The sequence below is a fragment of the Klebsiella sp. OBRC7 genome (genome assembly GCF_000293135.1).
GTDB classification, from domain to species: Bacteria; Pseudomonadota; Gammaproteobacteria; order Enterobacterales; family Enterobacteriaceae; genus Klebsiella; species Klebsiella michiganensis.
The window spans coordinates 1-13,179 of sequence record NZ_ALNJ01000042.1; the positions used below are offsets into that span (position 1 = coordinate 1).

Here is a 13,179-nt window from a genome sequence, read left to right on the forward strand (position 1 = left end):
AGCGAAGTAAATAGCATGTCGTTTCATCGTTAATCCTCTTTAGAGTTTTGTCCTGGCCGTTGCCAGCCTTACCACCAGATTTCAGCCTGAGCGCCAACGGCAAACTGATCGTTCTTACCATCTTCAAAAATGCTGCTGGTATTGCTGTTAGCCGCCTTATCCAGGTCGATGTCCTTCGCTTTAATATAAGTCGCATAGAAACGAATTTCCGGGCGGGAGGTCAGCATACTGGTATTCACTTTAAAGGTATGGAACAGGGTCGTTTTGTAGCCGGATTCGTTATATTTCTTGCCGGTACTATCTTTGTTCTGCTGCTTGAAATAGCCCAATTCGACGCCGGTCTGATTATATTTATCCCAGATCCAGGCCGGGCGCACGACGGCGCGAATAGATTCGAAATCGGAGTGCGCGCCGGTCTCGTAGCTGTAGACATCATTACCAACGGAGTAAACGATGGCGTTCGCCATAATGATGTCATCACTCAAATAGGTTTCACCCTGCGAGGTCAAGCGAACGGCGGTGCCGTTGGTATGATCGCCATAGTATCTGCCGTTGAAGGTGGTATACGGACTGGATCCCGCGTAGCGCGAGAAGCTGCTGGCGATGGAGTTATTCGCCAGCAGGAAGGAAAATTCGTTAAATCCGCCGTTATCAAATTTCTGCGTTAACGACGTCCCCGCCATCCAGGTATCTTTCCATTCATAATATCCATTATTACCTTCATTATATTTCTCGGATGAGCTCTGATTTGCCGCGACATACCGGCCGCTGACCATCAATGACGCCTTATCCCAAAGCGGGATCTCTTTATAACGAATATCAATAGTATTGGTGTTAATTTGCTGGCTTTTGGTCAACGTACGGTTGTAGTCATCAACATCCTCGCGCACCAGCGCGATATCAAATTTACCCGCGCCCACTTTCCAGTTTTCAAGGCCAACGCCGGCTGCGGCATCGGTTCTTTGCGTTTTCCAGTCCAGCATCTGGATTTCAATTTTCGGCGCACCGTGCTTACCCACCCAGAAATCCGCTTCCGGCGCGAATGGCAGGAAACCTTTGGTGTTGACGTACATATCAGAGAACTGCATATAGTTCTCGCCGCCAGCGTTATCGCCAAACCAGCCGGAGGAATACTGCTGCCCGACGTTGCCGTCAAGCATCACGATCGCATCAACCCGCTTATTGCCTTCCTGATAGACCCGCTGCTTAAGTTGTAAATCAAACCAGCCCGAATATTCATTTCCAAAGCGACCCAGCGAGCCAATCGCCCAGGACTTAGGTGAACCATGGGATGCGGTCCCCCAGCCGGAACGGTAATAGCCGTTATAGCTGAAGCCAATTTCATCCTTCACAAACTTGCTGAAATCCTTCATTGTCATCGAGCTATAAATGGACTCACCGTTAGCCGCGGGCTGTTCGTTTTTCACCAGAACCGCCGCCGGTTTTGCAGCGCCGCCGGCCGGTGTGGGCGCGCTGACAACCTGCGCGGACGCACTCTGCTCAGGTGCGCCAGGCTGCGTACTGGCAATCCAGAGTCGATTTCTGGCTTTCTCTTCATCTTTATATTTTTTAAGTTCGGACTGCGTATCCTTAAGCGCCTTTTCCAGAAGCTCAAGACGCTGTTCAACGGTTAGCGATTCCGCCATAGCATGGGTTGTATAAGCGAGCGGCGCCATAATAAGTATGGCCGAGGTAATCATATTTCTTTTAAACATAAGTTCCCTTTATATAAAAACAGGTGCAACTGAATTTCGCGATAAAATGTCAACTAGCGCGAAGGCGTATTTTTATTTTGCTATTGAATAAAGCTCGTTACCGAAAAGGTGCTTTGCCTTAAGGAAAAAATAACGTTATTAAAACCAGCATTATTATTTATTCGGTTAATGCCATCCTGGTTTACCCACAAACAGCCTTGCATCAAATCAAAAAAAACCTGAAGCAATCCCCCTGCAGAAAACAGAGGAGGCTTGCTTCAGGTTTTGCCCGCGCTGCGGTAACAATCCCTTTCATCGGCTGATGGCGAATTATCTGGCAAAAAAAAACCTGACATCACCGGGTTAACGGTGATGTCAGGTTTTGCCTGCTTGCGCAGTAACAATCCAGAGATTTATTCGAGCCTTGCCGTAACAAGTCACCCGATTAATGTACCGCATTGTTACGCTATTAAAATCAAACCACAATTGATGAAATTATTATTTGTGACGACAATCGCACCAATTTTGTTAATTAAAAAACAGGAGCAACATTAATCATAACTAATTCTGATACATCCTTTATCAGAATTAGTCTCTGTGATTTATTACTCTTTAGGATCTTTCCCGGCCAGCAGTTTATCCAGCTCGTCGCCACCAACGTGACGGAAATCCTGACCTTTGACGAAGTAGAAAATATATTCGCAGATGTTCTGGCAACGGTCGCCGATACGCTCAATCGAGCGGGCGCAGAACAAGGCGGTCAGGACGCTTGGAATGGTCCGCGAATCTTCCATCATATAGGTCATCAGCTGGCGCACGATGCCTTCATATTCCTGGTCGACTTTCTTATCTTCGCGATAAATACGCACCGCTTCATCAAGGTCCATACGCGCAAAGGCGTCCAGCACATCATGCAGCATCTGCACGGTGTGGCGCCCCAGCGATTCCAGGCTCACCAGCAGCGGCTGATGCTGCTGGGAGAATTTTTCCAGCGCGGTGCGGCAGATTTTATCCGCGACGTCGCCGATGCGTTCCAGCTCGGCGATGGTTTTAATGATCGCCATCACCAGACGCAGGTCGCTGGCGGTCGGCTGACGCTTGGCGATGATGCGCACGCAGGCCTCATCAATCGCCACTTCCATCATATTAACCTGCTTGTCGCCGTCAATAACGCGCTTTGCCAGTTCGCTGTCCTGGTTATGCATCGCGGTGATCGCATCAGAAAGCTGCTGCTCCACCAGCCCACCCATGGTCATGACCTGGGTGCGGATGTACTCCAGTTCAGCATTGAACTGGCCGGAAATATGTTTATTAAGATTTAGGTTATCCATAGTATCTCCTGATTGCCCAATAGTTTAGAACCTGGTAGCAGATGGGCAATCAACCGTAGCGGCCAGTAATATAATCTTCAGTTTGCTTCTTAGCGGGCTTGGTAAACAGATCGTCCGTGTTGCTGAATTCAATCAGCTCGCCGAGATACATAAATGCCGTATGGTCGGAGCAACGCGCGGCCTGCTGCATGTTGTGGGTCACGATAACGACGGTGTAATCCTGTTTCAGTTCAGTGATCAGCTCTTCAATACGCCCGGTAGAGATCGGGTCCAGCGCCGAGCAGGGCTCATCCAGCAGCAGAACTTCCGGACGAATAGCGATACCGCGCGCGATGCACAGACGCTGCTGCTGGCCACCGGAGAGAGAATATCCGCTCTGATGCAGTTTATCTTTGGTTTCATTCCACAATGCGGCTTTGGTCAATGCCCACTGCACGCGCTCATCCATATCCGTGCGGGAAAGCTTCTCAAACAGGCGCACGCCAAAGGCGATGTTGTCATAAATCGACATCGGGAACGGCGTCGGCTTCTGGAACACCATTCCCACTTTGGCGCGCAGCAGGGCGATATCCTGGGTGTTGGTCAGAATATTATCGCCATCAAGCAGAATTTCGCCTTCCGCACGCTGCTCCGGGTACAGCTCAAACATTTTGTTGAACGTACGCAGCAGCGTGGATTTACCGCAGCCTGACGGTCCGATAAACGCCGTAACCTGGTTTTTGGTAATATCCAGGTTGATGTTTTTCAGGGCATGGAATTTTCCGTAGTAGAAATTCAGGTTACGAACTGAAAGTTTACCCGGGGTCGCATTCACCATACTCATCTCGTTCTTTTCCTCATTCGGCGCCGCGTTTCGCCGCGCCGCAAAAATTAACCGTGTTTATTCTTCGCGAAAACAACGCGCGCCAGAATGTTCAGCAGCAATACGCACAGGGTGATAATCAAGACCCCGGCCCATGCCAGTTGCTGCCACTCCGCAAACGGACTCATGGCAAATTTGAAAATCGTCACCGGCAGGTTAGCAATCGGCTGCATCATGTCGGTGCTCCAGAACTGGTTGGAGAGCGCGGTAAACAGCAGCGGCGCCGTTTCCCCGGCGATACGGGCGATGGCCAGCAGAATACCGGTCATAATGCCCGATACCGATGCTTTCAGGGTGATCGCAGAGATCATGCGCCACTTCGGCGTACCCAACGCATATGCCGCCTCACGCAGGCTGTCCGGAACCAGCTTCAGCATGTTTTCAGTGGTACGAATAACGATAGGCACCTGCAGCAGCGCCAGCGCAATCACGCCCGCCCAGCCGGAAAAGTGCTGCATCTGCGCAACGACGATGGTGTAAACAAACAGACCGACGACTATCGACGGCGCGGAAAGCAGGATATCGTTAATAAAACGAATCACTTCGGCCAGCAAGGATTTACGGCCATATTCCGCCAGATAAATCCCCGCCAGAATCCCCAGCGGGGTACCGATAACCGTCGACCAGAGGATCAGCAATCCGCTGCCCGCCAGGGCGTTTGCCAGACCACCGCCCGCCGTATTTGGCGGCGGCGTCATTTCAGTAAACAGCGCCAGGCTCATGCCGTCGATGCCGCGGGTGACGGTGGACATCAGGATCCAGATCAGCCAGAACAGACCAAACGCCATGGTCGCCATCGATAGCGTCAGGGCGAGACGGTTTTTCATGCGGCGTTTTGCCTGCATTTTGCGACGGGATTCCGCCAGCTCCGCGGTGGTTTGTAATTCAATCGTCGCCATTAGCGTGCCCCCTCATTCTTAGCCAGGCGCATGATCATAAACTTCGATGCGGCCAGAACAATAAAGGTGATAACGAACAGAATCAGGCCCAGCTCCATCAATGCGGCAACGTGCAGTCCGGTTTCCGCTTCGGCAAACTCATTCGCCAGCGCGGAGGTGATGCTGTTGCCCGGCATATATAACGAAGCGCTATCAAGCTGGTAGGTGTTACCGATAATAAAGGTCACCGCCATGGTTTCCCCCAGCGCGCGCCCCAGACCGAGCATTACCCCGCCGATCACGCCGTTTTTGGTGAAAGGCAGAACGATACGCCAGATAACTTCCCACGTTGTGCAGCCGATACCGTAGGCGGACTCTTTCATCATCACCGGCGTCTGTTCAAAGACGTCACGCATAACGGCCGCGATGTAAGGAATGATCATGATGGCCAGAATCACACCCGCCGCCAGAATACCGATACCAAATGCCGGGCCCGCAAAGAGCGCGCCAACGAACGGAATGGTCGACAGAACGTTGCCAACCGGCTCCTGAAAATAGGTCGCAAACAGCGGGGCGAAAATAAACAGGCCCCACATGCCGTAAACGATACTGGGGATCGCGGCCAGCAGCTCAATAGCGATACCCAGCGGACGCTTCAGCCAGGCCGGCGACAGTTCCGTCAGGAACAGCGCGATACCGAAGCTCACCGGTACGGCTATCAGCAGCGCGATAAATGAGGTGACCAGCGTCCCGTAAATGGGTACCAGGGCGCCGAAAATCTGGTTCGGCGCATCCCACTCTTTGGTCCACAGAAAGGCAAAGCCAAATTTCTCAATGCTTGGCCAGGACGAGATGATAAGGGAGACGATGATGCCGCCAAGCATCAATAGCACAATCAGCGCCGCCAGTTTTACCAGCACGCTGAAAATTATGTCACCCTTTTTCCCCGGAGGGTTAAATGCCGGCTTGGTTGCAGCCATAAGTTACTCTTCAGTTTCGGGCCAGAAAAAATCGTAGTTTACTGATCTTTCTGGCAAAGGTAATGCCATACCCTAAATAATTCGAGCTGCAGGCAGGCAGCTGGCTTGTGGATCCCCGGGAACATAGATGGGCTATGTGACCGGGGTGAACAAGCGCTGCCAACGCACCTGTAGCTCGAAGGCTGACGGGTATTAGTACAGCGCTTTACCGCTGCTGTCTTTTACGTTGGTCTTCCATGCCGCGCGAACTTGCTCAACCACGCTTTCCGGCAGGGTGGCATAATCCAGCGCGTTGGCTTCTTTACCGCCGTTTTTATACGCCCAGTCGAAGAACTTCAGCACTTCGGCGGTCTGCTCTGGCTTGTTGGAAGCCTTGTGAACCAGAATGAAGGTGGTTGAAGTGATCGGCCATGCGTTGTCGCCTTTCTGATTCGTCAGATCCTGTGCAAAGGATTTGCTCCAGTCGATCTCTTTCGCCGCGTTAGCGAAGTTATCTTCAGTCGGGCTCACCGGCTTGCCATCGGCGGACAGCAGTTTGGTGTAAGCGAGGTTGTTCTGTTTTGCGTAGGCATATTCTACGTAGCCAATAGAGCCCGGCAGACGCTGAACGAACGCGGCGATGCCGTCGTTGCCTTTACCGCCCAGACCGGTCGGCCAGTTAACGGTTGAGCCCGCGCCGATTTTAGATTTCCACTCTTCGTTCACCTTCGCCAGATAGCTGGTGAAAACGAAGGAAGTTCCGGAACCATCGGCACGACGAACCACCGCGATGTTCTGAGAAGGCAGCTTCATGCCCGGGTTGAGCTTAGCAATCGCCGCGTCATCCCATTTTTTGATTTTGCCCAGGTAGATATCACCCAGCGTTTTACCGTCAAGCACCAGCTCACCGGATTTCACGCCAGGCAGGTTAATTGCCAGCACTACGCCGCCGATAACGGTCGGGAACTGGAACAGACCTTCCTGAGCCAGCTTGTCATCAGCAAGAGGGGCATCAGAAGCACCGAAGTCTACGGTGTTGGCCGTAATTTGTTTTACGCCGCCAGAGGAGCCGATACCCTGGTAATTGACTTTATTACCCGTTTCCTTGTTATAAGTATCTGCCCATTTGGCATACACCGGCGCGGGGAAAGTTGCACCTGCGCCAGTCAGGCTTGCTGCTGCAAAAACAGAGAAAGCGCTCATCGATAAGGTCGCGGCGACAACTGTTGCGACGGTGGTACGCATAACGTTCATAATGTCTCCTGCTGGATTCGTAAACCATTGTTTCGAAGCTATGGTGAGCAAAATAGGACAAACAGGTGACAGTAAAATGTACGAATTATTACAGTTTTATGACAAGCCAAAAGACGGGAATTTACGTTAAATAAAAACAATACAAATCATATTGTTACTATAGTTAATGATAGAAATATTAGCGGAAAATTTTATTTTTATGACAGCGCAAAAGCGTCTCAAAAATGACAGGCTGTCATAAAGCGGGTGGGATCTCGCTGTTCGCCGCAAATAAAAAGGGCCGCCGGACGGCAGCCCTTTCAACGCTGTAAAATCGTTATTCCACGGTAACTGATTTCGCCAGGTTACGCGGCTGGTCAACGTCAGTCCCTTTGATCAGCGCGACGTGATACGCCAGCAGCTGCAGCGGTACGGTATAGAAGATTGGCGCGATCGCCTCTTCAACATGCGGCATCTCGATGATGTGCATATTGTCGCTGCCGGTGAAACCCGCATCGCCGTCAGCAAAAACGTACAGCTGGCCGCCGCGAGCGCGAACCTCTTCAATGTTGGATTTCAATTTTTCCAGCAGTTCGTTGTTCGGCGCGACCACCACCACCGGCATTTCAGCGTCAATCAGCGCCAGCGGACCATGCTTCAGCTCGCCGGCAGCATAGGCTTCCGCATGAATATAGGAGATCTCTTTCAGCTTCAGCGCCCCTTCCAGGGCAATGGGATACTGATCGCCGCGGCCAAGGAACAGCGCGTGGTGTTTGTCAGAGAAGTTCTCAGCCAGCGCCTCAATACGCTTGTCCTGCGAAAGCACCTGCTCAATGCGGCTCGGCAGCGCCTGCAGGCCATGCACGATATCATGTTCAATCGACGCATCCTGGCCTTTGAGTCGCGCCAGTTTCGCCACCAGCATCAGCAGAACGGTCAGCTGCGTCGTGAAGGCTTTAGTCGAGGCGACGCCAATTTCCGTCCCGGCGTTGGTCATCATCGCCAGATCGGACTCACGCACCAGGGATGATCCAGGCACGTTACAAATCGCCAGCGACCCCAGATAGCCCAGCTCTTTCGACAGGCGCAGGCCGGCGAGGGTGTCCGCCGTCTCGCCGGACTGAGAGAGGGTGATCATCAGGCTGTTGCGACGCACAGCCGATTTGCGATAGCGGAACTCGGAGGCGATTTCAACATCGCACGGTACCCCTGCCAGCGACTCAAACCAGTAGCGGGACACCATACCTGAGTTGTAGGAGGTGCCGCAGGCGATGATCTGAATATGCTCGACCTGCGACAGCAGCTCGTTAGCCTGCGGGCCCAGCTCGCTTAAATCAACCTCGCCGTGGCTAATGCGTCCGGAGAGGGTATTTTTGATGGCGTTCGGCTGCTCGTAGATCTCTTTCTGCATATAGTGACGATAGATACCTTTATCGCCCGCGTCGTACTGCAGACTGGATTCAATATCCGGGCGCTGCACTTCGGCGCCGGATTTATCAAAGAGAGTCACGGAACGGCGGGTAACCTCAGCAATATCGCCCTCTTCGAGGAAAATAAAGCGGCGGGTAACCGGCAGCAGCGCCAGCTGATCGGAGGCAATGAAGTTTTCCCCCATCCCCAGGCCAATCACCAGCGGGCTTCCTGAACGAGCGGCCAGCAGCGTACCCGGATCGCGGGAATCCATGATCACGGTGCCATAAGCGCCGCGCAGCTGCGGGATAGTCCGCAGAACCGCATCACGCAGAGTACCGCCCTGTTCCAGCTCCCAGTGAACCAGGTGCGCAATAACCTCCGTGTCAGTCTCGGAGGCGAAAACGTAGCCCCTCGACTGCAACAGCTCGCGCAGCGGCTCATGGTTTTCGATAATCCCGTTATGCACCACCACAATATGGTCAGAAACATGCGGATGCGCGTTACCTTCAGACGGTTCGCCGTGCGTCGCCCAGCGGGTATGGGCAATCCCGGTACCGCCGTGCAACGGATGTTCTTCCAGCGCCTGGGCCAGCATCTGTACTTTCCCGAGGCGGCGAACGCGGTTCATATGACCTTCGTTATCGACGACGGCCAGACCGGCGGAGTCATAACCGCGGTATTCCAGACGACGTAAACCTTCGAGAAGGATTTCAGCAATATCACGCTGCGCGACTGCGCCAACAATTCCACACATAGTTTTTAATTCCGATTTTGGCTGTATGCCATACGTTGTCGGTCAACCTGTTTACCCGTATTTTCGGGCGCCCCGAGCCTTGTAGAGAGTGGGGTTATTTTTATGGGTACTGCCGTGGGGGGAGGATTATTTTATCCCCTCACCCCGCTCTTTCCCCCGAAAAGGGCGAAAGAGAAATAGCGTTACTTTTTCTTCACCGGGCGCTGCCAGCCCTGTTTATGAACCTGCGGCACGCGGCTTAACACTAATTCATTATCGGCAACGTTACGTGTTACCGTTGTTCCTGCGGCAATGGTGACCCCCTTGCCGACGGTCACCGGAGCGACCAGCTGGCTGTCTGAGCCAACAAACACGTCATCGCCGATCACCGTTTTATGCTTATTTGCGCCATCATAGTTACAGGTGATGGTGCCCGCGCCGATATTCACGTTATCGCCTATCTCGGCATCTCCGAGATAAGAGAGATGCCCGGCTTTCGTGCCTTTACCCAGACGCGCTTTTTTAATTTCAACAAAGTTGCCGACGTGCGCGCCTTCGAGAAGCTCAGCGCCTGGGCGCAGGCGCGCGAACGGCCCAATGGTACAGGCGGCCGCCAGATGAGCATCCTCTACCACGGTATAGGGGCTGATCTCGCAATCATCACCAATGGTGCTGTTCTTGATGACGCAGCCGGTGCCAATCTTTACCCGATCCCCCAGCACCACGTCACCTTCGAAAATAACGTTAGTATCAATTTCGACATCGCGCCCGTGTTTCAGCACGCCGCGCAGATCAAAACGCGCCGGATCGCGCAGCATAACGCCCGCGAGCAGCAGTTCTTCAGCCTTTTCAGACTGCCAGACGCGCTCAAGACGGGAGAGCTGCAGGCGGTTATTCACGCCTTCCACTTCGCTTAGACGCTGAGGATGAACAGCGGCAATTTCACGACCTTCTTCATAAGCCATGGCGATAATATCGGTGATGTAGTATTCACCCTGAACGTTGTTGTTGGTGAGTTTAGCCAGCCAGCGTTTAAGATCCGCGCCATTGGCGACCAGAATCCCGGTATTAATTTCCTGAATCCGGCGCTGCTCGTCGCTGGCGTCTTTATGCTCGACAATGCCCGTCACCACTCCGTTATCGCGCGTAATGCGGCCGTAGCCGGTCGGATCGTCAAGCTTCACCGTCAACAGACCGATGCCGCCCTGCGGTTTCGCTTCCCGCAGACGCTTCAATGTTTCGACGGAAATGAGCGGCACGTCGCCGTACAGCATCAGGATATCTTCATCATCGCTGAAGAACGGCGCCGCCTGCTGCATGGCGTGGCCGGTACCTAGCTGTTCGGCCTGCAGGACCCAGTTGAGGTTATCTTCGTGCAGCGTCTGGCGAAGTAGATCGCCGCCGTGTCCGTACACCAGATGTACGGCGGAAGCGCCTAATTCTTTAGCTGCATCAATAACATGCTGCACCATTGGCTTCCCGGCCAGCGAATGCAACACCTTAGGAAGATCGGAATACATGCGGGTACCTTTGCCAGCGGCAAGAATAACCACGCTCATCGGACTGTTTGACATACGCATCCTGACTGCTGTTGGAACGAAAAGTAAAAGCCTTTCACGTTGAAATATCTACATATTTTTCATCATGAAACGAGACGAAGATAAAACGCACAAGCGTAACGCTATACACCATTTTAGGTGGGTATTTTTAGTCAGCGCAAACCCGTTTAGCGCAAAAAAAGCATTTTAATGAGTGGTAATGCCGGCTATCCCTCTGCTTTTGCTGTTTTTTTGGCGGGTAAATAAAGAAAAACCATAAAATAAAACACAGTTTTAATATTCATTAATTGTGACGTGATAAATAGAAACGCCATTTCATTTTCCTGATAATGCCGGTTAATAATTACCCAGGAGAAAAGAATGAATAACAAAATACCTTTGGCATTAACCCTTTGCAGTACGATGATCGCGCTACCGCTGCAGGCCAACGAAGGTCATCAGTGGCGGGCAATCGCCTTTGGGCAATCTACCGACAGCAATTTTTCCTCGAATGTTCTGCCGGAAAAAATTGGCGTCAACGATGTCACCATCGCCGGAAAAAAACTGACTCCGCAGGACGTCGCCGACCTCAGCCAGCCCATTACCATCGAGAGCCGGGGAGGTAAAATAGCCAATTCTCACGACGGACTGACCTTCTTTTACACCCGGCTACCGACCAGCCAGAATTTTATCCTGCAGGCTACGGTGACCGTCAATCAGTTTGGCCCGGAAAATGGCGCGCGTCCTGCGGCACAGGAAGGTGCGGGACTGCTGGTCCGCGATGTAATAGGAGTTCCGCGTCAACAGCCGCTGAAGGTCGGCTACGAAGAGTTTCCGGCGGCATCCAATATGGTGATGAACGCCATTATGACGCAGGATAAAAAAGATGGCTCACATATCAAATTGCAGACTATCAGCCGGGAAGGGATAACCCAACCGTGGGGCAATGCGGGCGCATCAATAAAGCGTCAGAGCTATAAAGAGAAAATCGATATCCAGCAAACGCCGACGTTCCAGCTCAGACTGGAACGCACCAACGACGGGTTTATTACCTCATGGGCAGCAACGGGCAGTAATGAATGGGTAAGCCAGCAGGTTCCTCACGCCGATCTGGTTGCCCGGCAGGATAAAGAACATTACTACGTCGGCTTCTTCGCCTCACGTAATGCAAAAATCACCGTCAGCAACGCCTCGCTCACCACCTCAGCGGCACATACGGTTCCCTCCGCGCCGTATGTCGCTAAAGGCTGGCCGCCGGTTATGCAAATGGCTTCGGGAACAGTAAGCCAGAGCAAAGCTTACATCCTACAGGCGCGCACCAACAGCGACGGACGTATCACAGTTCGTCAGGATGAAGTGGTGATCGGGCAGGATAAAACCGTGAAGGCCGGGGAAATGTTTACCCAGCCTGCCGTACTGAAAGATAAAAGCACGTTCGAAATCAGCTTCATCCCGGCCACCGGCTCGGAAACGCTGACCCAGACGCTGACGGTTGAACAGAGTCCCCATGTGACAGGCAATACGCTCTACGCCGCGCCAGAGGGACAATCTCAGGCAAAAGGAACGGCGGACTCGCCGCTGGATTTCGCCTCCGCTATCAAACTCGTCCCGCCCGGCGGGCAAATAGTATTAGCCGCCGGAGATTACCCGCAAACGGCCATTCCTGTTAGCGCCAGCGGCCTGAAGGACAAAATCAAGACGCTAAAAGCCGATGGAAAAGCGGTGATTCACGGGCTGCTGCTGGATGCCAGCTACTGGCATATCGATGGGATTGAGATTACGGACAAGAGCCTGCGCGTACAGGGCAGCCATAACCTGATCGAGAACGTCACCGCGTATCGTAACGATGATACCGGCATTCAAATTTCCTCTCCGGCGGATGTTGGACGCCCGCTGTGGGCCAGCTTTAACCGGGTAGTGAATTCTGAATCCTTTAGTAACGAGGATCCGGGCAAAATTAACGCCGACGGCTTCGCGGTGAAAATGCGCGTAGGAGAGGGTAACCGGCTGGAGGGCTGTTACTCGCACGATAATATCGACGACGGTTTCGACCTGTTTAATAAAATTGAGGACGGTGCAAACGGCGTTGTGGTGATCGAGAACTCTATTGCCCGCAATAATACCAGTAACGGGTTTAAGCTCGGTGGGGAAGGGCAGCCGGTCGCCCACGAGGTACGTAACAGCATCGCCATCGATAACCATCTGGACGGTTTTACCGACAACTTTAACCCCGGCAAGCTGGTGGTGGTTAACAACGTCGCGGTAGATAATCAGCGCTTTAACTACCTGTTCCGCCCGAGTCCGTACGGTGCGCCGGAAACGCAGGGCACCTTCAGCGAGAACCTTTCCCTGCGCAGCCAGCCTGGGAAATATGACGATGCCGTTGTCGGGAATATTGACGATAGCAACTATTTTATCCACGGCGGCAGAAGCATCAACGCTCAGGGAAAGCGTATTAACAGCGCCGATTATCAGACGCTGGCGCTGCCGGACCCGCTGACGCGTGAGGCCGACGGCAGCTTCAACACCGGTAACTTC

Annotated in this window: 9 protein-coding genes; 1 reads left to right on the top strand and 8 read right to left on the bottom strand. The window is 52.9% G+C overall.

Annotated features, from left to right (window positions below; translation table 11 throughout):
- Positions 1-68: 68 nt before the first annotated feature.
- The 8 genes from HMPREF1144_RS10440 to glmU form a co-directional block, all read right to left on the bottom strand.
- Positions 69-1,715 (bottom strand): carbohydrate porin, encoded by a 1,647-nt coding sequence (locus HMPREF1144_RS10440; protein ID WP_009652731.1) that lies wholly within the window; start codon positions 1,713-1,715, stop codon positions 69-71.
- A gap of 584 nt (positions 1,716-2,299) precedes the next feature.
- A complete protein-coding gene (gene phoU, locus HMPREF1144_RS10445; RefSeq protein WP_004107251.1) occupies positions 2,300-3,025 on the bottom strand; it encodes a phosphate signaling complex protein PhoU in 726 nt (241 codons plus the stop codon).
- 49 nt (positions 3,026-3,074) lie between these two features.
- Entirely contained in the window at positions 3,075-3,848 is a 774-nt protein-coding gene (gene pstB, locus HMPREF1144_RS10450) for a phosphate ABC transporter ATP-binding protein PstB (RefSeq protein WP_004855746.1), read from the bottom strand.
- Between the two features lie 47 nt (positions 3,849-3,895).
- Positions 3,896-4,786 (bottom strand): phosphate ABC transporter permease PstA, encoded by an 891-nt coding sequence (gene pstA / locus HMPREF1144_RS10455; protein ID WP_004855748.1) that lies wholly within the window; start codon positions 4,784-4,786, stop codon positions 3,896-3,898.
- The gene (gene pstC / locus HMPREF1144_RS10460; RefSeq protein WP_004107261.1) at positions 4,786-5,745 is read right to left on the bottom strand and encodes a phosphate ABC transporter permease PstC; all 960 of its coding nucleotides are present in this window, start codon (positions 5,743-5,745) and stop codon (positions 4,786-4,788) included. The genes pstA and pstC overlap by 1 nt, the downstream gene beginning before the upstream one ends.
- Before the next feature lie 192 nt (positions 5,746-5,937).
- Positions 5,938-6,978 carry a phosphate ABC transporter substrate-binding protein PstS gene (pstS, locus tag HMPREF1144_RS10465; protein ID WP_004127017.1) on the bottom strand — a complete coding sequence of 347 codons (1,041 nt, stop codon included), beginning with the start codon at positions 6,976-6,978 and terminating at the stop codon, positions 5,938-5,940.
- A 316-nt stretch (positions 6,979-7,294) separates the two neighbouring features.
- Complete coding sequence (gene glmS, locus HMPREF1144_RS10470; protein WP_009652734.1) at positions 7,295-9,124, bottom strand: glutamine--fructose-6-phosphate transaminase (isomerizing); 1,830 nt, start codon at positions 9,122-9,124, stop codon at positions 7,295-7,297.
- A gap of 182 nt (positions 9,125-9,306) precedes the next feature.
- Complete coding sequence (glmU, locus tag HMPREF1144_RS10475; RefSeq protein ID WP_009652732.1) at positions 9,307-10,677, bottom strand: bifunctional UDP-N-acetylglucosamine diphosphorylase/glucosamine-1-phosphate N-acetyltransferase GlmU; 1,371 nt, start codon at positions 10,675-10,677, stop codon at positions 9,307-9,309.
- 345 nt (positions 10,678-11,022) lie between these two features.
- On the opposite strand from glmU, the gene HMPREF1144_RS10480 reads away from it, so the two are divergent.
- Positions 11,023-13,179, top strand: a 2,157-nt coding sequence (locus HMPREF1144_RS10480) for a right-handed parallel beta-helix repeat-containing protein (RefSeq protein ID WP_009652733.1), incomplete at its 3' end; no start/stop codon positions are given.

What these genes read in the sequence shown, in the direction of transcription:
- HMPREF1144_RS10440 (WP_009652731.1), bottom strand. Translation starts at nt 1,715, where the DNA reads ATGTTTAAAAGAAATATGATTACCTCGGCCATACTTATTATGGCGCCG.
- phoU (WP_004107251.1), bottom strand. Translation starts at nt 3,025, where the DNA reads ATGGATAACCTAAATCTTAATAAACATATTTCCGGCCAGTTCAATGCT.
- pstB (WP_004855746.1), bottom strand. Translation starts at nt 3,848, where the DNA reads ATGAGTATGGTGAATGCGACCCCGGGTAAACTTTCAGTTCGTAACCTG.
- pstA (WP_004855748.1), bottom strand. Translation starts at nt 4,786, where the DNA reads ATGGCGACGATTGAATTACAAACCACCGCGGAGCTGGCGGAATCCCGT.
- pstC (WP_004107261.1), bottom strand. Translation starts at nt 5,745, where the DNA reads ATGGCTGCAACCAAGCCGGCATTTAACCCTCCGGGGAAAAAGGGTGAC.
- pstS (WP_004127017.1), bottom strand. Translation starts at nt 6,978, where the DNA reads ATGAACGTTATGCGTACCACCGTCGCAACAGTTGTCGCCGCGACCTTA.
- glmS (WP_009652734.1), bottom strand. Translation starts at nt 9,124, where the DNA reads ATGTGTGGAATTGTTGGCGCAGTCGCGCAGCGTGATATTGCTGAAATC.
- glmU (WP_009652732.1), bottom strand. Translation starts at nt 10,677, where the DNA reads ATGTCAAACAGTCCGATGAGCGTGGTTATTCTTGCCGCTGGCAAAGGT.